This is a genomic window from Rhizobium sophorae, assembly GCF_013087515.1.
GTDB classification, from domain to species: Bacteria; Pseudomonadota; Alphaproteobacteria; order Rhizobiales; family Rhizobiaceae; genus Rhizobium; species Rhizobium sophorae.
On record NZ_JABFCN010000068.1, the window covers coordinates 1 to 22712 of the forward strand.

At 58.2% G+C, this 22712-nt stretch carries 18 protein-coding genes and 1 pseudogene; 9 read left to right on the top strand and 10 right to left on the bottom strand.

The genetic code is table 11. From position 1 onward, the window contains the following. The 6 genes and pseudogenes from G9X64_RS33880 to G9X64_RS33905 all read right to left on the bottom strand — a co-directional run. Positions 1 to 95, bottom strand: a pseudogene (locus tag G9X64_RS33880) (IS5/IS1182 family transposase); the annotation flags it as partial. A gap of 138 nt (positions 96 to 233) precedes the next feature. Continuing rightward, positions 234 to 1061, bottom strand: coding sequence for a glycoside hydrolase family 16 protein (locus G9X64_RS33885; RefSeq protein ID WP_168311727.1), 828 nt, complete (start codon positions 1059 to 1061; stop codon positions 234 to 236). Between the two features lie 50 nt (positions 1062 to 1111). Next, positions 1112 to 2593 carry a lipopolysaccharide biosynthesis protein gene (locus tag G9X64_RS33890; RefSeq protein ID WP_171378312.1) on the bottom strand — a complete coding sequence of 494 codons (1482 nt, stop codon included), beginning with the start codon at positions 2591 to 2593 and terminating at the stop codon, positions 1112 to 1114. Between the two features lie 80 nt (positions 2594 to 2673). After that, positions 2674 to 3918, bottom strand: coding sequence for a glycosyltransferase family 4 protein (locus tag G9X64_RS33895; RefSeq protein ID WP_171378313.1), 1245 nt, complete (start codon positions 3916 to 3918; stop codon positions 2674 to 2676). After that, positions 3915 to 5264, bottom strand: a complete 1350-nt coding sequence (locus tag G9X64_RS33900) for a glycosyltransferase family 4 protein (protein ID WP_171378314.1) — start codon at positions 5262 to 5264, stop codon at positions 3915 to 3917. The genes G9X64_RS33895 and G9X64_RS33900 overlap by 4 nt, the downstream gene beginning before the upstream one ends. After that, positions 5261 to 5998 (bottom strand): Crp/Fnr family transcriptional regulator, encoded by a 738-nt coding sequence (locus tag G9X64_RS33905; RefSeq protein ID WP_168314346.1) that lies wholly within the window; start codon positions 5996 to 5998, stop codon positions 5261 to 5263. Before G9X64_RS33905 ends, G9X64_RS33900 begins: the two co-directional genes overlap by 4 nt. A gap of 467 nt (positions 5999 to 6465) precedes the next feature. On the opposite strand from G9X64_RS33905, the gene G9X64_RS33910 reads away from it, so the two are divergent. From G9X64_RS33910 to G9X64_RS33930, 5 genes are all read left to right on the top strand, one after another. Then, on the top strand, positions 6466 to 7167 hold the full coding sequence (locus G9X64_RS33910; protein ID WP_168311732.1) for a sugar transferase: 702 nt from the start codon (positions 6466 to 6468) through the stop codon (positions 7165 to 7167). Positions 7168 to 7285: 118 nt separating this feature from the next. Then, on the top strand, positions 7286 to 9049 hold the full coding sequence (locus tag G9X64_RS33915; RefSeq protein WP_171378315.1) for a GNVR domain-containing protein: 1764 nt from the start codon (positions 7286 to 7288) through the stop codon (positions 9047 to 9049). Further along, positions 9046 to 10068: a glycosyltransferase family 2 protein gene (locus tag G9X64_RS33920; protein ID WP_171378316.1), complete on the top strand. Its 1023-nt coding sequence runs from the start codon at positions 9046 to 9048 to the stop codon at positions 10066 to 10068. The genes G9X64_RS33915 and G9X64_RS33920 overlap by 4 nt, the downstream gene beginning before the upstream one ends. Positions 10069 to 10074: 6 nt before the next feature. Continuing rightward, positions 10075 to 11457, top strand: coding sequence for a polysaccharide biosynthesis/export family protein (locus tag G9X64_RS33925; RefSeq protein WP_168311734.1), 1383 nt, complete (start codon positions 10075 to 10077; stop codon positions 11455 to 11457). A 117-nt stretch (positions 11458 to 11574) separates the two neighbouring features. Continuing rightward, a complete protein-coding gene (locus G9X64_RS33930) occupies positions 11575 to 13041 on the top strand; it encodes a hypothetical protein (protein WP_168311735.1) in 1467 nt (488 codons plus the stop codon). Between the two features lie 131 nt (positions 13042 to 13172). Here G9X64_RS33930 and G9X64_RS33935 read toward each other — a convergent pair whose 3' ends face one another. Next, on the bottom strand, positions 13173 to 13472 hold the full coding sequence (locus G9X64_RS33935) for a hypothetical protein (protein WP_168311736.1): 300 nt from the start codon (positions 13470 to 13472) through the stop codon (positions 13173 to 13175). Positions 13473 to 13779: 307 nt separating this feature from the next. Between G9X64_RS33935 and G9X64_RS33940 the strand changes: the two genes are divergently transcribed. Continuing rightward, positions 13780 to 14691: a glycosyltransferase family 8 protein gene (locus tag G9X64_RS33940; RefSeq protein WP_168311737.1), complete on the top strand. Its 912-nt coding sequence runs from the start codon at positions 13780 to 13782 to the stop codon at positions 14689 to 14691. A gap of 158 nt (positions 14692 to 14849) precedes the next feature. Continuing rightward, the gene (locus tag G9X64_RS33945) at positions 14850 to 15872 is read left to right on the top strand and encodes a glycosyltransferase family 2 protein (protein WP_168311738.1); all 1023 of its coding nucleotides are present in this window, start codon (positions 14850 to 14852) and stop codon (positions 15870 to 15872) included. 185 nt (positions 15873 to 16057) lie between these two features. On the opposite strand, the gene G9X64_RS33950 is transcribed toward G9X64_RS33945, so the two are convergent. Continuing rightward, entirely contained in the window at positions 16058 to 16807 is a 750-nt protein-coding gene (locus G9X64_RS33950) for a Crp/Fnr family transcriptional regulator (RefSeq protein WP_168311739.1), read from the bottom strand. A 452-nt stretch (positions 16808 to 17259) separates the two neighbouring features. On the opposite strand from G9X64_RS33950, the gene G9X64_RS33955 reads away from it, so the two are divergent. Further along, on the top strand, positions 17260 to 17916 hold the full coding sequence (locus tag G9X64_RS33955; RefSeq protein ID WP_168311740.1) for a sugar transferase: 657 nt from the start codon (positions 17260 to 17262) through the stop codon (positions 17914 to 17916). Between the two features lie 149 nt (positions 17917 to 18065). On the opposite strand, the gene G9X64_RS33960 is transcribed toward G9X64_RS33955, so the two are convergent. Both G9X64_RS33960 and G9X64_RS33965 read right to left on the bottom strand, forming a co-directional pair. After that, positions 18066 to 18362: a hypothetical protein gene (locus G9X64_RS33960; protein ID WP_168311741.1), complete on the bottom strand. Its 297-nt coding sequence runs from the start codon at positions 18360 to 18362 to the stop codon at positions 18066 to 18068. Positions 18363 to 18951: 589 nt separating this feature from the next. Further along, positions 18952 to 20172: an acyltransferase family protein gene (locus G9X64_RS33965; RefSeq protein ID WP_171378318.1), complete on the bottom strand. Its 1221-nt coding sequence runs from the start codon at positions 20170 to 20172 to the stop codon at positions 18952 to 18954. 142 nt (positions 20173 to 20314) lie between these two features. On the opposite strand from G9X64_RS33965, the gene G9X64_RS33970 reads away from it, so the two are divergent. Further along, positions 20315 to 22633: a membrane-bound PQQ-dependent dehydrogenase, glucose/quinate/shikimate family gene (locus tag G9X64_RS33970; RefSeq protein ID WP_171378319.1), complete on the top strand. Its 2319-nt coding sequence runs from the start codon at positions 20315 to 20317 to the stop codon at positions 22631 to 22633. The last annotated feature ends 79 nt before the right edge of the window (positions 22634 to 22712 follow it).

Below are 22712 nucleotides of genomic sequence, written 5' to 3' on the forward strand. Positions count from 1 at the left end.
CCAGACGAACCGCGTGTGCGATCATCGCCAATGATATGACGAGACATCCGCTCCCACTGGTCATCCCGAAGAATTAAACGGTCCAAAACACCCATGACTGCCTCCAAAAGACAGTCTTGAATCTGATTTGCTCAGCTTTGGGAATCCCAAGAGTCCACGGCTCCTAGAGTGCGAGGAGCGAATCTGAAAGATCGCGAGCGCTTTAGCGACGGAACGCTATCCCCGACAGTTGTTCAATTCGCCGCGTCAGTAGGCTTCCGCTGGTAGACGTGAATATAGTCGACGAGCAGAATGGAAGGATTCGGCGTTTCATCGATCGGCCAACCCGAGCCAAGTGCCAGGTTCACGAGCGGATAGAACGGCATGTGGAATTCCTTCGGCGTGTCGAAGCTCCAAATGAACTGACGGTCGAGATAGAAGCTCGTCTTGTCGGCTTGGATATCGACGCCGTAGGTGTGATATTCGCTGTTCAGAATTCCGTCCTGGACGGTTTGCCAATGGCCGCCGGTCGTGTTCTGGCCGCCTTGGCTCTGACGCCAGATATGAAAGCCCATGCTGAATTCGTAGGGCGCGCGCCCATAATATTCCAGGACGTCGATCTCGGCGGTGTATTTCGACCGGTCGAGCCCGATAAGCCAGAAGGCCGGCCAGACGCCCTTGCCCGGCGGCAGCTTCATCCGTGCTTCGAAATAACCGAATTGCTGCGAAAATCCTTCGCCTTTCGGGTTCACCGACGACAGCAAGCCTGAGCGCCAGGTTCCATCGGCCTCCTTGCGTGCTTCGATCTTCAGAATTCCCTGATCGGTGGTAAATGGAAAGCCGGGGGCCGGATCTGTGAAACGGGCGTCACCGAAATCGCCGTTCCAGGGCGTATGGGCGATCCAGCGGGAACTTCTCTCCCCCCAGGCCGAGACGTCGAGACTGTCGAAACTCTCCTCGAACGTAAGCTGGTAGGCATTGATATTGAGTGGTTCCTGAGCCACGCTGGGCTGGCCGGGCAACGCCCCCAGACCAAGAACGATTAGCAAACCCAGAGCCTTAGAAGATATCCCGTAACGCATTCTGCTCCTCCGAAAACGCCAAACCAATCGTTGGGCTGCACTTGTTTCGATCATGAGATGAGAACTCCGTTTCGTCGCGGCATGAGCCTTTGGACGACGATGGTCTCGATGCCGTCGGGCCTTCCGACAATTTGCCACACGAGCAGCGCGAAGGCCCAGAAGATCGCCACTGCCGCCCCGCCGCAAAGCGCCAGGCTGACGATCAGGTTGAGGCCGACAGGCATGGCGGCGAGCATCGGCTCCATCCACAGCAGGAAAGCGATCATCGGCAAGCTCGCGGCCAGCGGCCGGCAAAACGAATTCAGCTGCGCGGCAAAACTCGCGCCGATCAGCCGCCGCGTGATGACCAGCGATGCGCCATAGGCGACGAGGACTGCCACGATCCGTGCGCCGATCGCACCCGCTACCTGAAAATAGGCGATGCCCAGGATGGTGACTGGAGCCCTGACGGCGAACTCGACAAACATCCTGAGGGCGACATAACGGGTATTGTTCATGACCATGGCCAATGGCGGCATCATGTTCGTGGGAAGACCGAGCAGGCTGACAAGGCACAGCCATTGCAGGATCGGCGCGGACGATGCCCATTTCTCGCCGACGAGGATCCGCACGGTCGGCTCGGCGAGAAGAGCAAGCGCGATGAGAATGGGCGCCGCGACGAAGGTGATCGCATTCGTCGCCTTCAAATAGGCGACGATCAAGTTGCGGCGGTCTTCGACAGTGGAGAATGCCGCCATCAGCGGGCGCAGCAACGGGCCGACGAAGGTCTGGTATGGAATACCCGCGATATTGTCAGCGACGCTGAAGGCGCCGAAGGTCGACAAGCCTGTAAAGCGCGGCAAAAGCAGTCGGTCCAGTTGCCAGTTGATCGAACTCAATACCTGCGAGACGGTGTTCCAGCTGATCATGTCCTGAAAGTGCTTCCATTCGGAAAGGCTGAACCTCGGTCGCATCGGCGCAAAGACATAGGAGGTGATCGCCGCTGCGGTCGGGCCTGCAACCGCGCCGATCGCCAGTCCCCAATAGCTGCCGGTCGCGACCGCCACCCCGACGCCGAATAGCAGTGTCGACCCCTTGGTGATCAGATCGAGTGCGAACTCGCGCTTGAAATCGAACCGCTGCATGAACAGAACCATGCGTGGGCTGATCACACTGCGCATGGCAGGCGCGATGGAGAGCACGGCGACAAGAGAGAAAAGCCGGGAATCGTCATAGATCAGAGCCATCGGCCAGGAGATGATCATCATCAGCAGGCTGATCGCGAGCCCCCTCAGCAGGCTGAGGGTGAAGGCCGTGGCGAACATCTCGTTCGAAGGCGAAGGCTGGCGCATCAGGGCCTGCGTCAACGGCAGGTCCAGGATCGCCTCGACGATGACCAGCACCGAGGTCGCGATGGCGACCAGGCCGAAATCCGCAGGGCTCAAAAGCCTTGCCAGCACCAGAAGGCTGACGAAATCGAGCATCCGCGCCAGGAATTTTCCGCTGATGGTCCAGATGCTCGCCGTCGCCGTCCTCTGAGATACGCTTGACATGATCTGTTTATCTATTCCTCGTCGAGGGTTTGGGACGGTTTCGGTCGCGGCGGCAAAGCAGCCAGCTCCACTTCTTCCCGTCAGCCCGGTCGTCTTCCGAAGACCTCGGCGGATCGGTCGCCATGGTTGGTCAGTTGCTGCTCGATCAGGCTGGACAGACGGTCGCGGAACACGGCGGAAGAGAATTTCAGCGAGTGCGCGCGGATGGCATGCGGATCGATATCGTCCTCCACCTCTTCGAACGCCGCCATCGTTTCCAACAGAGCTTCCGTGGTCTGCTGCGCGAAGCGAAACCCGACCTGTGGCGAGGAAACGGTTTCCCTGGCGCCGCCGGCGTCGAAAGCCAGAACCGGCCGTCCTGATGCCATGGCTTCCACCGGCAGGATGCCGAAATCCTCCGTGCCCGGAAACAACAGGGCACGGCATCGCGACAAATGGTCGCGCAGAACGTTGAAGGGCTGATGGCCGAGAAACTGGACGGTCGGTCCGGCGATCGACTTCAGATAGGCCAATTGATCGCCCTCGCCGATCACCACCAACTTTCGGCCGGCCTCGGTGCAGGCGCGAACGGCGATATCCGGCCGTTTGTAGGTGGTCAGCTGTCCCGCATAGAGATAGAACTCGCCCTTCCCCTTCCCCACCGCAAAATCGTCGGTCGCAACCGGCGGATGGATGACGATGGATTCCCGGTCGTAGAAGCGACGGATGCGGCTTGCGACATAATCGGAATTGGCAACGAACACATCGACCCGCGAGGAGGTCGTCACGTCCCAGGCGCGCAGCATGGGTGCAGTGATCGACATCATTGCGCGACCCACCCAGGGCAGGCCATGGCGGTAGACATGGAACTGATCCCAGATGTAGCGCATCGGCGAATGGCAGTAGCAGACATGCAGGGCGTCGGCGCGCGTGATGATGCCCTTTGCGGGTCCGGATTCGCTCGACAGCACGAGATCGTAATCCTGCAGATCGAACTGCTCGAGCGCGAAGGGCATCAGCGGCAGCATCTTGGTATAATGCCGCTGTGCACCGGGGATCTTCTGCAGGAAGGATGTGCGGATGTTCCGCGTCTTCAGAAAATCGCTGATGCGATCCCGGTTGCAGACGAGGGTGAAGATGTCGGCCTGCGGAAACATGCGGCACAGCTCTTCGACGACCTTCTCGCCGCCGCGCATCGAAACGAGCCAATAATGCACGATGGCGACACGAAGCTGCCTGGTATCGCTCGCGCTTCCGGTCTCGGAGATACGTCTTTTCGCCATGACAGGCGCATCGCCGAGAAATGCCCTCGCGTCGGGAAGAGAGGTTGTTGCCTTAAGGGTCAACTCAATACTCCTTGTATCGCCACACCGTCTGTCAGCTCGGGAACCGCATTCGTCGAAATCAGGCTGTGGTATTCGGAAAGAAGCGCGTCGCGCCATTCCTCGTGTGTCGACGCAAGATCCGGCGACAGCCGGAAGGCCCGCTCGCTCATGGCGCGGACCTCGTGCCTCGGCATTTGGCTAAATCTCGTCAAAGTATCGGCAAAGGCGCTTTCGTCAGCCGTATCGCAAGCGATCGCCATGCCGGCTCTTTGCATTTCCTCGGCAAGAAAGGCGCTGCGCGACATGATGACCGGCAGACCGCTCCTGGCCGCTTCGATAGCGACGAGGCCGAATGGCTCGGGATAGCGAGACGGCATCAACAATGCACGCGCCTTGCGGATGGTCGGGCCGATCTCCGCATGCGACTGCCAGCCGAGGGCCCTGACGTGATCTCCCGAAGCCGCAACCAGCGGCATCAGCGGCCCGTCCCCGATCACGCAGAGCCTGACGCCGGCTTTACGCGTGGCGGCCACGGCGTCCTCTATGCCCTTCTCCTCGTCCAGCCGCCCGATGAAGACGAACTCCTCGTTGGCCTCCGCCTCGATGCGTTTGATGGAGAGCGGAGCGACGGGATTGCGGATCGTCGTCAGTCGTTCGGGCCGATATCCGGCCCCGACGAGGAAGCTTGCCATCTTCTCGTGCAGCAGGATGATGCGGCCGAAATCGGCCTGATCCTTCAGCCGCCGGAGGATATTGGAGCCGCGGGCAACCCGCCACAATTTGTGCGAATAACTTCTCTTGTCGCAGGCCGTCGCGATGCAGCCTCCGCCGAGCGGGCGTCGAAGGCAGACCTCCTGCGCCTGATAGTCGAAGAAGGCGCCGTTGGGGCAGGCTGTGAAGAAATCATGCGCGTGCACCACACATCGTCTGGCGACCGGCATCAACGCTCTGAAAATCGCCGGAGACAGGATCTGGTGCCAGCCATGCACATGGTAGACAGTGTTGGCGGTGTCGTTTGCGGCAATCCAGTTCGCGACCATGCGGACGGCGGCGCCATTGTGAATGCCGGTCACGAAAGCCTTCGCACGCTCGGCACTGAGCAGATCGCGGCTGTTCAGCCCGACCATTACGACCCCGAGAGCGATGAGATCCGCATTGGCGGCGTCATCCCCGCAAATATAGGTCACAGGGATGTCGAGGCCCCGAAAAAGCTTGGCGGACAGCACCGCCAGCGCCGTCGCACCGCCTCTGGCCACCGAATAGTCGTCGATGATGACCACGCGATCGATCTTTGTCGTGCCGGGGCCGGGAAACCGGCCGACGCTTGCGGCGGATCGGAGGGCCTCGGGAAGCGACGGGCGCATCACTTCACCGAAACCGCGCCGTTGGCACAGGCCTCCAGCGCCTTGCGGTTGAGGATGCGGATCTTGCCCTGGCCCCCGTCGATGATCTTGCCTTCCCGCAGGCGCCGCAAGCATTGATTGACCTTCTCGCGGGACGCCGGCAGCGTCGCGGCCAGGTCATTTTGCGAGATGATCAGTTCGTCGCCGCTGTTTGCCGCATCTCTTCCATAAACAGCGGAAAGCCGCAGCAGCGTGCTGGCCAGCCTCGACTGCAGGCCCGACGCCGCATTCGCAATGATCCGGAGTTCAAGCTCCGAAATACGCGCCAGCGCCCTGGAGAATACCTTTTCGCGAAAGCAGGGATCGCTGGCGTACATGTCGCGCAGCAGCCGGCCTTCGAAGAAATGCAGTTCGCAGGCGGAACCGGCGCGGTATTCGAGACTCAATGTCTGCCTGCGCAGAACCTCGAGCTCGCCGATGAGGCCGGATTTCGGAATGATCTCGACAATGAATTCCCTGCCGTCGGGCAGCATCGTGCTTGCGCTGACCACCCCCGAATGGACGCGCGCGAACGTATCGACGAGGACACCGGCCCCGGCGATGATCTCGCCGCGCCGGAAACGCCGGACGCTCGACCGGCAGGAAAGGAATTCGTCGTCGATGACGATGCGGCTGTTCAGATGAATGCCGCCGTTAGCCGATATCGCCGCCTTGCCGATGCCGGCCCTGCGATCTGATGCGTGTGTCGCCCCATCCATGCGCATAACTCCACTCGATAACCATAGGCAATGCTGCACTGCATCATTTATATTGTCTTAATATGAGAGTCAAATAACATCACGGATGTATAACGTAAAGATAAAGTATATATTTAGCTTCAAAACAAAATAGACACCATAATAAGGAATCAAAATCTCAACGAAGCTAAAAAATCGCCACACGACCGAAGATGACTGCCTATTAAAATGGCTTACTGAATAAAAAACGGCAATAATCGAAATGATGATATCAAAACTGATAAATAAGTTTCAGCAGATAATCAGCACGAATTAGATTAGATTGTCGTTTGAAATGAAAATAAGGCCATCAGGTGTAATCCGAATTCTCGAATGCCCGTTAGTAGCATAAAGAATTTGTTAAGGATTATGACCTTGGTAACAGACAACCAGAGTGCGGCGCAGCAAACTTTGAACGGTTCTTAATAGGAATGTTTTGGAGACCAGCGATGACATGGGAAGCACATAGTTTCGAGGCTTGGTCGCGTGTCGGACGGTCCGCAAAAGGCGGCGATCTCCAGTCGTCCCGGCCTCGTGCGGCAGGCAGATCGTCCAAGCGCGCGCTAGACCTTGTCATCGCAGTCACGGCCCTGATCCTGCTTTCCCCCCTTCTGTTGATCGTCGCAATGATCGTGAAGATGAGCGACCGCGGCCCGGTCTTCTATTCCCATACGCGCATCGGCGTCGGCGGAGCGCCTTTCGGATGCCTCAAGTTTCGCACGATGAAGACCAATGCGAGCGCTCAGCTTGCCGAATTGCTGCAAAACAACCCGGCTGCACGAAGCGAATGGGAAGCGACACGCAAGCTGAAGGACGATCCGAGGATCACGGCCGTCGGAGATATCCTCAGGCGGTCGAGCATCGACGAGCTTCCCCAACTGATCAATATCGTGCGTGGCGACATGAGCCTTGTCGGCCCCCGGCCGGTCACGGCCGAGGAATTGCCGCGCTACGGCGAGCATATATGGGCCTACATGGCCGTCCGCCCGGGCCTGACCGGTCACTGGCAGACCAGCGGGCGCAATGATGTCAGCTACGAGTACCGGGTTTCCCTAGACGTTCACTATCTCAACAACTGGTCGCTCGGCCGGGACTTCATCATCATTGCCAAGACCATTCCCGCTCTGTTTTCGCAGCGTGGCTCGTATTGAGCATTCATGGGGAGAGCCGCCGATCATGCCTGGAATCGGAAGACACGCTACTCCCCCGTCCCTCCAAGCTGCCACTACCCGGTTACTCCGTGATCTCGCCATTTTGGATTAGGACGACATGACCTCAAGCACGATCTTCAGCGGTGTTTCTCCGATATCTCTGCCTGCCTCAGCCAGCGGCGGGAATTCGCCGCTCACCTTGCGGGATATGCTCTTCTTTCTCAGAATGCGCTGGCTGTGGATTGCGGCGACGACTTTCGCTTTCCTCGTAATGGCAGGGAGCTACGTGCTGACCGCCGAACCGACGTTCGTTGCCAGCACGCAACTTGTGATCGTCCCCCAGGTCAGCGGCTCCGAAGCACAGAGGGCTTTCGCGGAAGACGCGTTCATCGAGGGACAGTTGGAGATCGCCAAATCCAGCGATGTCGTCGGTGGAACGGTAACGGCACTTGGTCTCGATACCGATCCTGACTTTGTCGATCAGACGCCTTCGCTGCAGGATAGGGCAAAGAACTGGTTGATGGGGGTTTCTTCCGAACTGGATACGGAATCGCAGGAAGCGGCCGGCCCAGGACCGCGTGACACACAGCCGCAACAGCAGATCGAGGACGGGCGGATCCATGACAGGGCGGTCGCCACGCTGCTGAACATGATGGGAGTACGCCGGGTCGGGAGTTCGACGATCATCGAGATATCGGCTGCGGCGTCGACCCCGCAGCAGGCCGTCGATATCGCCGACACGCTGGCCAGGCAGTATATCCAGAAGAATATTGCGATGAAGGCCAATGCGTCCCGGCAATACAGCGAATGGCTGACCAGATTCGTAAGCGAGCAGCAGCGCGGACTGGCCGAAGCTGCCAGTGCCCTGGCCAGCTTCACGAGCAATCCGCGCGATCAGTTCAAGCTTGCGGAACTGCAGAGCGCGACTGACGCCCGCCGCACCCTTTATGAAAATACCTTGAATCAGCTGACCGAAGCCAAGCAGCGCATCACCTACCCGGTGTCGGATGCCACGATCGTCTCTCGGGCCACCCTGCCTCTTTCGAAAGCCAGACCACGCAGCACGCTCATCATCGCCTTTGCGGCGGCGGTTGGTCTTGGGGTCGGCTTCGCACTCGCCATGATACGGCACGCCGGCGATCGCCGGATCGTCCGGCCCCATCAGATCGCGGAAGCCGGTGGGCTGCCCTTTGTCACTTTGCTGGCGACATCGAGGACCCGCAATGGTCACTCTGCGCGTTTCCTCGCCGCCGGTACCGGCAGCAGCACCGCAGCCGCCTATCCTGTTATTCCAGGCATGGCGGAGCTGAGCGCGACGGTCGTTGGTCTTCGGCGCAAACGCCGGGTCATCATCGGAATCGTCGCCGTCAATCCCGGCAGCGGGGCATCGACCATAGCATGCGAACTTGCGGTGCTCTCGTCGATATCAGGAGCGCAGACGCTGCTGATCGATGCGGCTGCGCAGAAATCGTCGCTCAGCAAATCGATTGCGCCCCATAGTTCCACAGGCCTCGTCGATGTTCTCGACAATGGCGAACTGATCCAGACGGCGGCATTACCCCTCACCCCGACGCTGAAATTCCTACCCCTCGGCAAAGTCGAAGCGGTGACGCCGGCCATTCGCCTCAGTTCCCGCCGCACGCAGTTGAGCTTCGCCGACCTGAAAAAGGAGTTCGACGCCATATTCGTCGACATTTCCGCATTCTCTGCTTCGCCGGATGCCAATGCGATCGCGCCGGAACTGGACGGTGTCCTCTTGGTCACCTCGCACGGGCACACCTCGATCGACGATACCATGCACGTCATCGAGACCCTGCGGAATGTCGGCGCCGAGATCCTCGGCGCGATCATCAACCATGCACCGAAAAGAATAGAGTCATGACTTCACTTTCGGCAGAAGCAACCAGGCAGGACAGTCCGATCGGACCGGCGCCTGTTCATTGCGGCGCTGAAGCCATGGAGGGCCGCGCGCGCCGCCCATTACGAATGGCTGTGGGAATTGCTTCGGCAGGCCGCCCCTCGATACTGCGGGAGACCGTCGATTATCTCACCGCCCTGCCGGACCAGGCCGAGCGGCTGATCGTCTGCGTGCCCGTGATCGACGACGCCGCCGGCCTCGCCGACCGTCTCGATGTGGAAGTCATCGTCGGCAGCCGTGGCCTGACCTCCCAGCGCAACAGAATCATCCAGGCAGCCGCCGCCGATACAGATATTCTGATCTTCCTGGACGACGACTTCATTCCCGCAGCGACCTTCCTGTCGCGGATGGCGGCTGTCTTTGCGGCAAACCCCGACGTGGCGATCGCCACCGGCGAAGTCCTGGCCGACGGCATCCTCGATGGCGGCCTCAGCATGTCAAAGGCCCTGCAGGTTCTTGAAACTGCGGGCGAAAGGGCCGGGCAGGTGGCGGAGGTTTATAACGCCTACGGATGCAACATGGCGGTTCGCCTTTCACCCGTTCTCCAGCACGCGCTCACCTTCGATGAACAACTGCCGCTCTACGGCTGGCTCGAAGACGTCGATTTCAGCCGGGCCATCGCCCGTTACGGCAGGTCCGTGCGTGTCGAAGGCGCTCGCGGCGTGCATCTCGGCGTCAGATCCGGGCGCCAGCCCGGCCGAAGACTCGGCTATTCGCAAGTTGCCAATCCTGTCTACCTGATCCGGAAGGGCACGATGTCGAAGGGCCGTGCTGTCGCACAGATCGGCCGCAACATCCTGGCGAATACGCGGGGCCTATTATTCAATGACCGCTTGATCGACCGATGGGGACGCTTGAACGGCAATTTGCTGGCGCTATCCGATCTTCTTGTCGGCCGCGTCTCTCCGTCCCGCATCCTGGAATTTGGCAATCCCGCGCCGCGCGAGATGCCTTCGCCGTCGATCGCAACGAAACGGAGATAGCAGACAATGCAGTGCACATCCTTGTCCGGTCGCCTCATCTCCATCGCCCTTGCCTTGCTGGTATTTTCCGGCGTGACCGGCTGGAGCGTCGCCCATGCGGAAAACTATACCCTGGTGCCGGAAGATCAGGTGAGACTGCGTGTCGTCGAATGGCGATCATCGGATTCCCGGTATGCCAGCTGGGAAGCCCTCGGCGGAACATATACAGTCGACGATGCGGGTAATCTGGCGATTCCGATCGCCGGCCAAGTGCAAGCGATCGGCAAGACGACGGAGCAGGTTTCCGATGCGATCGCCACTGCCCTCTCCGAAAAGGCCGAACTGCCGGGGAAGCCGTTCATCGCCGTGGAAATTGCCCAGCATGCGCCGATCTTCGTAACCGGGACCGTGCAGACCCCCGGGCGCTATGCTTTTGAAGCCGATATGACGGTCATGAAAGCCGTCAGCATCGCCGGCGGCTTCCTTCGGGAGCGCGAGGAGAATACCGTCTTCGAGCGCGACCGGATCCAGGCTGCCGGCGCCTACCGAACAGCCATTCTCAACCGGCGCGATCTTCTGATGCGCCAGGCGCGGTTGCGCGCCGAGATCGCCGGCGAACAGAGTTTCGATATCCCTGCCGAACTCGCCGGAACACCCGATGTGGACAAGCTGAAGGCGCAGGAATTAAACCTGATGCGGTTGCGACGCGTCGACATCGAAAGCCAGATCGAAGCGGCGAGCGACCTCGCCCGTCTCTACGGCCAGCAGGTCCAATCACTCGAGGCCAAGATCAATTCGCAAAAGCGGCAGATCGACCTTGCGCAAAAGGAACTGGATAATGTCAACAGCCTGGTGAGCAAGGGCTTGGTCAGCAATAGCCGGCAGGTCACGGTCGACCGCGGCGTTGCGGATGCACAAGGCACCCTGATCGATCTCGAGGTCGCCCTGACCACGGCTCGCCAGGGGCTGAGCGAAGCCGATCGCTCGAAGATCAATATCGTCAACCGGCAGAACAGCGAAAACCAGGAGCTGCTCAACCAGGTCAATCTCGCGATCGGCAGGGCGGCGATCGACATTCAGGTGGCCCAGCTCCTGGGCGAACAGGCTGGCTACAGCGCTCAACTCGCCCAGATGAATACGGACATGCCGGGTCTTGGCAGAGCGCAAAAGAACTACAGGATCGTGCGTCGCAACGACGATGGCACTTATCGCAACATCGAGGCGGACGAGACGACCGCCTTGCGGCCGCATGATGTCGTAGAGATCGGCATCAACACGGACCTCCAGACGACGTCGCCTCCGCTGCAGCAGTCCGCGCCACTGCAGCAAAGCTCGGCAGTTCCGCTGTCGGATGTAGCAGGCGACAATCAGACGGCTCCCGGCTGGATATCCCAGACGGGATCGAATTAGGGGGCGGTCGTGACCATTAACGACAGCTGGCGGCTTTCGCCTCGGGCATTGCGCCGGAAGGCGCTTTCGGCAAACCCGATGCCTCCGCCGCTCTCCGTCAGGATCGGGATCTGAAGCATGTCGATAGAACCGATCGGCTTCATCGTTCTGCTGCTTGGCCTGCTTAGCATGGTCAACGGGGCGCGTTTTGCGATCACGACACTTTGCCTGTCGACGCTGCTCGGAGCGGCAGCGGCTCTCCAATTGCCCGCGCTAGGCGGCAGCAGCATCCAGCCAAGCCATCTTCTCGTGCTTTTTCTCGTGGTAGCCGCCCTGCTGCGCCCGGCTCAAACACAGGCGACGCTCGCCAGCATCGCCTATCCGGGTCCCGGTTTCTGGTTTGCCGCCTACATCCTGTTTTCCGTGGCATCATCTTTCTTTTTGCCGCGCATCTTTGCAGGCGCGACCCTCGTCTACTCCTCTGCGCGAGACACCACGGGCATGATGTCGACGGTGGCGGCTCCCCTATCGCCGGGTTCGTCCAATCTCAGCCAGTCTGTCTATCTGCTCGGCGACCTCGCCTGTTTTGCCGTCGTCTCGGGGCTTGCCAGGCTCGGCTATGCCCGTTTCATCGCACTGCAGTTAATCGTCGCCTCGATCGCATGTTTTGCCCTGGCGTTGATTGACATCGGAACATTCCTAACCGACCAGTCCTACCTGCTCGATGTCATCAGAAACGCGAACTATACGATGCATACGGCCGAGACGATCAGCGGCTTCAAACGCATCGTCGGGCCGTTCCCCGAAGCAAGCACTTATGGCGCGGTTGCATTAGCCTATTTTTCCTTCACGCTTCTGCTCTGGCTGGAGCGCGTCCAAAGTCGTATGGCAGGACTTGCAACGCTTTTCATCGGCCCGACCATCGTCCTCTGCACATCGACAACCGCCTATATTGCGGGCATTTTCGTAGTCTGCATGTTCGTTCTGTTTTGCCTGAAACGACTGATCAGCGGCCCTGCCAAGACCCCGCATGTGACTTTCCTGGTGATCACGCTGTTCTTGATTCCCTGCGCCATCGTCGCACTCAGCCTTGTCCCCGATGCGTGGAATTCCATCGCCGGCCTGATGAGCACCACCTTGTCGGACAAGCTCCAATCGCAATCCGGTGAAGAGCGCACCGCCTGGAATACGCTGGCATTGATCGCATTCGTCGATACCGCCACCTTCGGCGCCGGGCTCGGCACGGTTCGAGCGTCGAGTTTTATCGCTGCGCTGCTCTCCAATGTCGGATTGACCGGCACTCTTCTCTTCGCCGCCTTCCTGTACAGCCTTGTGAGGGCCTCCGGCCGGCACATTTCAGGCGATCGGGAGACGCACGCGATCGGAACCGCTGCGGTTATGGCATCCATCGCACAGGTCGCCTCGGCAGCGATATCGGGGAGCGGCACGGATCTCGGCTTGCTATTCAGCACCACGGCAGGTCTGGCGGCCGGCTGCCTGGCAACCAATACCTCCCCCAGGCGCGCGACCCGATCGCTTGCCAATCGAACCCCGCTGGAGACATCGACATCTCTGATGAGAGCGCCGATGTTTTCAACACGATGACGCCCGCATTGGGCCGAAGCCGGCCGACCGCACCGCATCTTTCAAGGATCGCCTGTAAAAGCAGTCCATCGGACAAACGCCGTCCTGCGAGGCCAGTCGCAGAAACCTATGCTGCGGGTTTTATGTCGACATCAGCCTTGCGGGCGCTCGCTGGTGGTCGCGACGCTATCTTCAACGGAATTGTTTTCGCGCAGCCTGGCGCTGCGCCGCAAAAGCCCCGACAGGAACACGCCTGCCAGATAGCCGATTTCCATGAGCACGAGGATGGCGATGCCGGAGAGCATGGCCGCGATCACGGAAGACCCGTCGGCGAAAGCCACCCCGCCGAAGCCGATTGCCACCAGGATTGCAAAAATTGCAAAAGCCCAGGCGCGGATGGAAGCTCCGGCAGCGATCGAAATCACGGCTGCCCCGAGTGTGGTGATCAACATGACAATCCCCCTTGCCTCCGCATTCCGACAAGGGACCCGGCACCAAACGCCGTACCGCGAAACAACATGTCGAAACATAGCCTTTTGACAGGCAAGGCACTCTTCATGGTGAATATCTCAACAATGAAACATACAAAAGCCGCCAGCAGCCAGACCCCGATCCAGCACCACCGCACTGGATGCTGGCTATATATACCGAACAGGGCCTTCATATGACAGACCCATCGGCTCAATTCACAACTGTTCCCTCGCCTCGCAAAGACAACACCGTTTCATTTGTATTGCGCACACTCGGAAAGGTGATGACATGAACAACCAGTGCATCGTCTACGTCACGGATGTCGAATATTCATTTCCGACCATTCTCTCGGCGCTTCAGGCTCGCAAATTCGCAAGCCCTGCGACCGACGTCTGCGTTCTGATGTCGGAACATCTCGACAATTTCGAAGAGCTGAAAGCCCTGCTTGCAAGGAGTGGGGTCATATTGACCGATGCGACCGAAGCATTGCAGGAGTCGCTAGGCAAGCTCGATGGCGCGCATTTCCAGGGACGCATCAGCGTCAGCACGATGGCGAAGCTGGTCCTGTGCGAAGTCTTGCCTGCCCACTATACGCAGATCATCTATCTCGATGGGGATACACAGATCGTCAGCGATCTCGGTGAGTTTGAAAGCGCCACCGTGCCCGAAGGCAGGTTTTTTGCCGCGCGCGATTACACGGCCATCCATGATTTCCTCAACACGGGAAAGGATAGCCACTACTTCAACGCGGGCGTTCTGAAATTCCACCGCAACGGCTGGATCGGACAGGAGGCGCTTGAGCTTTTCGCCAGGAATCCCGAGGCCTGCGAGGGCAAACATGATCAGGGAGCATTGAACTATGTCTGCGGTTCCTCGCTCACCCTTATCTCGAACCGCTGGAACTTCCCCAAGCAGTTCCTCCACCTGGTGAACATGTCCTCCTTGTCAATCGTCCACTATATGGCGCATCCGAAGCCATGGCATGGAACCTTCTTTCCGTGGAGCGACACGGAAAGCCAAGTCTATGTCGACCTGCGCAAAGCGCATCCGATCTATAACGCGCTCTATCGCGGCATAAGTTTCGACCGTAAAATACTGTATAAATATCGGTCGATGCGGGCGCGCATGGAGCACGCCGTTCAAAAAGACCAGCCCAATCCGCGGGTCCAGAGCCTGCTCGTCGGTGATTACATCGTATGATGAAGCGGATCGATCCCACCGGAGGCGAATATCCTGGCGACGTCAGCGGGAAACACGGGATCGTCGCTTCCCGCGCGGATGCGCGCGCAAAAGCAGGCCTTTTTCCAGAAATGAAAAGGGAGAACGCGTCTTCGCGGCGTGAATGTTCGGGACAGAATATGAGTTACAGGGCTTCCGTCGCCAGCATCTCCCATTACGCGAAAGCCCGCCTGCGCCGGTCGCTGAAAGCCCGGCAGCTTCGCTATGACCTGCTGCGCGACGGGCTCAAGCACGCACGTCACGTCGTCATATGCGTCATCCGCGATGAGGGACACCGGCTGGCCTTCTTCCTGCAATATTATCGCGATCTCGGCTTCGAGCACTTCATCTGCATCGACAACGGCTCGACCGACGGCACGGCCGAGTTGCTGTCCAGCTTCGACGATGTCTCCCTTCTTTCGGCTCATGGTTCCTATAAGGCGGCGAGATTCGGAAACGACTGGATCAACGAAGTCATCAATCGGCACTGCCGGGAGAAGTGGGTCCTCTATGTCGATGCGGATGAGTTTCTGGTCTATCCGCACTGCGATACCCGGCCGATCGATCAATTGACCGCCTACATCGATTCCATGGGCGGTCATTCCCTCCGCTCCGTCATGATCGACATGTACAGCCCGCATCCGGTTCTCGAAAACATATGCGAACCCGGCCGCAACCCGCTCGAAGTCTGCAATCTTTTCGACCGGTCCGGCTATGTCGCGCATTTCGACAAACGCAACAGGACGACATGGATCAAGGGCGGCGTTCGCGGGCGCGTCTATTTCCACGACCGGCTCTGGGATGGCCCCGCGCTCAACAAGATACCGCTGGTCTATGTGGCGGGAGAGCGCCTGTTTCTTAAATCATCGCACCAGGTCTGGCCGCTCTCTCTGAATTTGGGCGACATGCGCGGAGCGCTCGGCGTATCCGGCGCCCTTCTGCATTTCAAGTTCCTGTCGACCTTCGTGCATAAGGTTGCCGATGCGGCACACCGGTCGCAACATACGGAGGAATATACCGTATACTCCTCGGGCAGAGACATGGATAACTTCGTCTATGACGATACGGGCACCTACAGAAGCTGGAAGGACCTGTCCGATCATGGGCTCATACAGGGTGAAGGCTGGAAATACTGGAGAAATGCTTCCGAGAGCGAAGTCTAAGTATGTTGCGCCAAATGCGCAGCGATTTTGGGACGACGTGCGTCAAGCCAAGCGCTAACACGCCAACCTGATCTTTCAGCCTGCTTCGTCTGACTATCAACTTCCACTGTCATCAAACACAAAACCCGCCGGCGGCGGGTTCTGTTGAGGCTTGCTGCCGTTCTGTTTTTTATCGCGGCGAAGCCTCAGGCGAGACCCGTCCCCTCGGCATAAGCCTCCAGCGCCTTCCGATTGAGAATGCGGATTTTGCCCTGTGTCCCGTCGACCACCTTGTTCTCGCGCAAACGCCGCAGGCACTGGTTGACCTTTTCACGCGACGCCGGAAGCGTCGCGGCCAGCTCATGCTGCGAGATGATCAGCTCGTCGCCGCTATTCTGCCCGTCCATTCTATACAGGGCAGAAAGACGCAGCAGCGTCCGGGCCAGTCTCTGCCTTAGACTCGATCCGGCATTGGAAATGATCCGCAGTTCGAGTTCGGAAACACGAGCCAGCGCCTTCGACAGGATCTTCACCTGAAATTGCGGATCGTTCGCACATAAGTCCCGCAGCAACCGACCGTCGAAGTAATGCAATTCGCAGTCCGACGAGGCCCGATATTCCAGGCTGAGAGACTGCTTGCGCAGCACCTCCAATTCGCCGATCAAGCCGCCTTTCGGAACGATTTCCACGATGAACTCTCGTCCATCGGCAAGCGGGGTGCTTGCGCTCACCATTCCGCGCTGTACGCGGGCGAACATGTCGAGGACGACGCCGGCGCCAGCAATAATCTCACCGCGGCGAAACTTTCGAACACTCGAGCGGTAAAACGGGAACTCGTGATCCAAACCCGCCCGGCCGTCGTAAACAATACCTGCAGACCCGCAAGTAACCGCTTCGCTTGTTCGCGCGGCGTTTCCTCTCGCTCTGTTGTCTCTGGTGCTGATCGCCCCGTCCATACGCACAACTCCACACAGACTAAATAACTTATTATCTGGAGCGACATTCGTAATAGGTTAAATTAGAAAGTCAAACAATAATATAATGAAAACTTCGTGTTCAAACTATACATTATCATGAATAATCCTCATGTTTATATATCATAAAATTCATATTGAATTCTATCGCAGACAAGTCTTTGGGGCTGCATGACAATTTTTATACAATTTATGACAATTGGCTACCTGAAGAATACATTTAACAAGCATAACAACAACACAGAATTTTAAAATAAAACTAAATAACATTTCTGATATATAGTCACAATAAAAGGTAATATTTTTGTTATTCCAAGAATTTCTTTAGAGAGCAAAGAATTTATTCATGATTATGACCTCGGTCACAGACATCAAACTTGCATTAAAACAAAGCTTTGGCTGTGATTTCTGGAATTCGTCTAACGGAGACGCATGTGGCGGGAAAAAATCAGGGCATCAACCCAACCGGACCTTGGCGGGATTTCGCCACGGCTCGACAGGAAAGGCGTCCATTCAATTCGTCACAACCGCGTCTGATCAGCAGAATTCTGAAGCGCGCATTGGACATCATCATTGCGGCAAGTTTCTTATTCTTTCTGTCGCCGCTCCTTCTGTCGGCAGCAGTCATCGTCACGCTAAGTGATTGGGGCCCTGTTTTCAATTCCCATCGCAGGATCGGTTATAAGGGAAAAGAGTTTGGTTGCCTAAAGTTTCGGACGACAGGATCCGACGCAACGACCGACGCGCAGGTCACGGTCGTCGGCGATATTTTGAGGCGATCGAGCCTCGACAAGCTTCCGCAATTGATCAACGTTTTGCTGGGTCAAATGAGCCTCGTCGGGCCTCGCGCCATTACCAAAGAAGAGCTGCCGCGTTACGGTGAACATGCTGATGCCTACATGGCCTTCCGTCCCGGCCTGACTGGCCATTGGCAGACCAGCAGGCACAACGACGTCAGCTATCGGAATGGAATTTCCCTCGATGTCGAATATTTGTCCAAATGGACGCTCACGCTGGATTTCGTGATCATGGCAAAAACGCTGTCGGCGCTTCTTTTCCGGCACGCGTTGCTGCCCAAAGCGGATTCCTAAAGCATGTCGCGCAAAACTGTGGTGCGGTTTTGCGATAAAGACATGCGCAAAATCAGAGACTAAGGCGTGGCAAGCGAATCTAAAAGATCGCGACGCGCTTTACACCCTGACATAGCGCAGCCGAGCATCCTGCCCCGTCGGTCATGTCATTACCCATGAGGACGCTTACCCGTGACATGGGAGCGCTCAGTAATGGAGTTCTTTTTCCGGCGCTTTTGAATATGCCACAAAGAAAAGGCGAATAGACCCGCCAGATAGCATATCTCCATCAATACAAGCACTTCGATGCAAGAAACGACCGCCTCCGTCAAGGAGGAACCCTTCAGCAGGATCACGCCGCCCAAGGCCGTGACCACCAGAAATGCAAAGATTGCAAAGGCCGAGGCGCGAATGGTCGCTCCGGCGGCGATAGAGACAGCAACCACGACGAGCGTGCTCTTCAGCATTATTCTGATCCTCTCTTCACACCTCCTTCAAGCCACCGTCAGCCCTCGATGACATGACAAAACCCAAAGTCGAAACGAAGTCCGATCAAAGTATTTTACCTATCGTGGTTAAAATATTGCTAATACCGGCCCAGCAAGTCGACGGAACAATGCCGGAGAATATTCGACTATTCACCCAGCGGAGCCGTTCTACCGATTAAACCCAAGAAATCCTTGGATATTGCGGCCAAGAAGATTTAGGTGTCGGAGGCTTATACAGGAGCCGGTAATGCAGCTGCGGCGTTCTCTCGCCGAACTCAACGTTCATTTGTTGTTCCTGAAAAGATGATTTTGGCCATAGGCTTACGATCGAGCGCATGTGCGCTGGCAACGATCGGGCTTACGCTCGTCCGACAAGCGTGACATCGACGGCATCAGGGTTGCTCAGCGGCCTTCGGAAAATTCGGCCCCGCGATGGACCCGGATATCTATCTGAGATCGGTCAGCCGACAACGAAACAAGGCCCGCCGCTATGGCGAGCCCTGCTGATGTCCTTGCCGGTTGAGCACCTACGATGGAATTGCCAGCCCCGAGGCCGATATCGACGAAACTATTTCGAGACGGCGCCGGCCAGTTGCCGTTTTGCGCCGCGTTGGAGACTGAGGTTTTCCAGCCAGGTGACTTGTTTCCTCAATTTCAACGCCGGCTTTTCGATGAATCTCCACGAGAAGGCGGCAAAGCAAGCGGCAACAATGCTGCAGACAATGCCGTTCAACCACCAGTTATGCGCCCAGGGGCCGAGCGCTACGAACGCCTGTTGAATCGGATAGCCATAGAGGAAGACGCCGTAGGAGTAGTCGGCCCCACGCAGGACGCCGAGCTTGCGGGGCGAGGTGAGACCAAGGAAGACCGTGACATATCCCATGGCCGGAATGGCAATGAAGTCCCCAAAGGAGGTGAACCAGTATGCCCACAATATCACGGCCACAGAGGCGAGGAAAATTCGGATATCCCAAAGAACCTTGTCCTTGTAGAGATAGAAGGTCACCCCCACGAGAAAAGCACAAATGAGCAGATTGCCCGACGCGGTCGTCGGCATACTTGCCCAGGCGCTGTCATGTTTCCAATATCTTGCGATACCGAAGGCTATGATCAACGCCGGCGTGGCGATAAGGGCAATCACCCGCCGCCTGACCACGCCGAGCAGGAAGAGAACGGCGATCACGGCATAGCACTCAAGCTCGAAGGGCACCGTCCAGAGCTGCCCGTTCACCATTGCGGCGTCAGGATTATCCAGGAATACCCCGGGGAGATTGAAGTGAATGTGCCCTGTGACATTCATCAGATAGGTAAAGAACTGAGGATCGGTGAAATAGTCACGCAGGTCATACTCAGTGTAGATTGCTCCGAGTATAAAGGCAGCCAACAATACCTCTACCGCGAGAGCGGGGTAGATTCGGATAAATCGATTACCGAGGAAGGAGATCAATGTCTTCGATCGTTCTAGACTGCCAGCCACCAGGAACCCGCTCAGGACAAAGAACATGGGCAGCACTGATTTGATAAAAGGACGGAATGGCGATTCCCAGAGAAACAGATCGTCGCCATAGGTGACGCGGGCCGTGTGTATCCAAAGTACTGAAAAGGCTAACAGTAATCGCATATAGTCGAATCCTGTCGGTCGCCCGTTCGCTAGATTAAGCTTTTCGCCGAGAACCATCTGTGCCCCTTTCAGAAGTATTGACTCGATTTGTAATGGCAAGCCGTTGCCGCAGAGCGGCGGCGGTATCATTGCCGGGTCGGGGCCGTGTGTCAGTGACCACAGGTACATCAGGTAAAAATTGAACGAGAGAGCAGCCCTCTCCCGAAGACGCGTCTCTGACCATCAACCCATGGCCCTGTGCCTCCCGAGGGCCATGCGACGGTCGGAGTTGGAATCCAGGTGATCGGGCGGCAGATTGGATGAGGAGACTATGAAATTTCTGGCCACCCTGTTCTGTATTGTTCTCGCCCTTATCGGATTGGGGCTGATCGGAGGCGGCGCCTGGCTGCTCAGCCTCGGCGGCTCGCCCTATTATGCGATCGTCGGGCTTGCCTATCTGGTTGCGGCACTTCTGCTGTGGCGCCGGAAAACGTTAGGCGGGCTCATCGTCCTGCTTGTCGCCGTTTTCACCCTTCCCTGGGCGCTATGGGAGTCGGGTTTCAATTTCTGGGCGCTTTTTGCCCGCTTGATGTCCCCCACCGCGCTGGCGGGCTTTGCCCTTCTCTTTGCACCATCGCTTTCCCCGGCCGCCAACCGGAAGCTCTTTTATGGCGGCGCCTTGGTGACCGCTCTCATCTTTGTCGCGGGCTTCGGTCTCAGCTTCGTGCCACATGGGATCATCCACCCCTCCGCCGACATCACCGCCTATAAAGCCGCCAAGGGCGACAACTCTCCCTCCGACTGGACATCCTATGGCCGCACCACGGCAGGAGATCGTTATTCCCCATTCGATCAGATCAACCGCGGCAATGTTTCCAAGCTCGATCTCGCCTGGACATATCGCACCGGAAGGGGCGATGGCGCCGATCAGAACACGCCTCTGCAGATCGGCGATACGGTCTACACCTGCACGCCGACAGATGTGATCGCAGCGCTCGATGCAGATACCGGCAAACCCCGCTGGACTTTCGATCCCAAGGCGACAGCACCTTATTGGCAACGTTGCCGCGGCCTCGGTTACTACAAGGTGCCGACGGAAGCCCAGTCCGCCGACGGTCTCTGCAATGAGCGCCTGGTGCAGACGACGATCGATGCCCGTCTCCTGGAGATCGACAGCAAGACCGGCGCGCCCTGCGGGGACTTCGGAGACAATGGCACCGTGCAGCTTTCCCAGGGCATGGGCGAAGTGAAGACGGGCTATTATTTCCAGACATCAGCGCCGTTGATTGCCCGCAACCTGATCGTCGTCGGAGGCTGGGTCACGGACAATCAGGAGGTCGGCGAACCCTCTGGCGTCATCCGCGCGTTCAACGTCATCACCGGCGAGCTCGAATGGGCATGGGATCTCGGCAATCCTGAGATCACTAAACTCCCGCCGGAGGGCCAGACTTATACGCGGGCGACGCCCAACATGTGGACGACTGCCGCATTTGACGACAAACTTGGCCTGATCTATGCACCGCTCGGCAATACCACGCCGGATTATTACGGCGTCAATCGCCCTTCCTTCGCCGATCAATACAATGCGACATTGGTGGCACTCGATGTGACGACGGGTCGGGAGAAGTGGAAATTCCAGACCGTGCATCACGATATCTGGGACTATGATCTGCCGGCCCAACCGGTCCTGATCGACCTGCCCGACGGCAATGGCGCCACTGTGCCTGCTCTGCTGCAGACCACCAAACGCGGGCAGCTTTTTCTCCTCGACCGCCGGACCGGCACACCGCTTGCCGAAGTTCAGGAGAAGCCGGTGCCGCAGCAAGGCGGCGTGCCGGAAGAGAAACTCTCCCCGACGCAGCCCTACTCCGTCGGCATGCCGACAATCGGTGCGGAGCGCGTGACGGAGCAGACGGCCTGGGGCCTGACGATGTTCGATCAGCTGGCATGCCGCATCGCCTTCCGGAAGATGCGCTATGACGGCGATTTCACCCCGATTGGCCTGCAATATGCGATCCAGCAGCCGGGAAATCTGGGTGGTCTCAACTGGGGAAGCGTATCGGTCGACCTGCCGAACAACCGGGTTTTCATGAACGATATTCGCGTGCCCAGTCTCTTCACACTCGTTCCGCGCGCCGAATACGTCGACTTTGCTCTGACCACAACAGCGCACGGCCCCTCCGCCCCCCAGCGCGGTACGCCTTACGCCATGGCCACCGAGATGTGGACATCGAGGCTCCGCGTTCCCTGCACGCAGCCGCCCTTCGGCACCGTCACCGCAGTGGATCTGAAGACGCGCAAGATCGCATGGCAGGTTCCGGCCGGGACCGCCGAAGAACTCGGACCGTTCAAAATCAAAACCAAGCTGCCCATGCCGATGGGTCTGCCTAGCTATGCGGGCACGTCCGCGACCGCCGGTGGCGTCGTCTTCTTCGCCGGCTTCCAGGACTATTATATCCGTGCCTATGACGCCGAGAATGGTGCCGAGCTCTGGAGATACCCCCTGCCGGTCGGCTCGAGCGCAACGCCCATGACCTACGTCTCACCGAAAACAGCCAAGCAATATGTCCTGATATCGGTAGGCGGCGCACCCTATTCGAAAGACGTTGGCGACTACGTCCTTGCCTTCTCTCTGAAAGACGGAGCTTAGCCGCGGATATCGCATAGGCTTCACCGACCACATTCAAGTCCAAGCAACCCGCCACCGGACCGCTTCTGAGTAAAGGCAA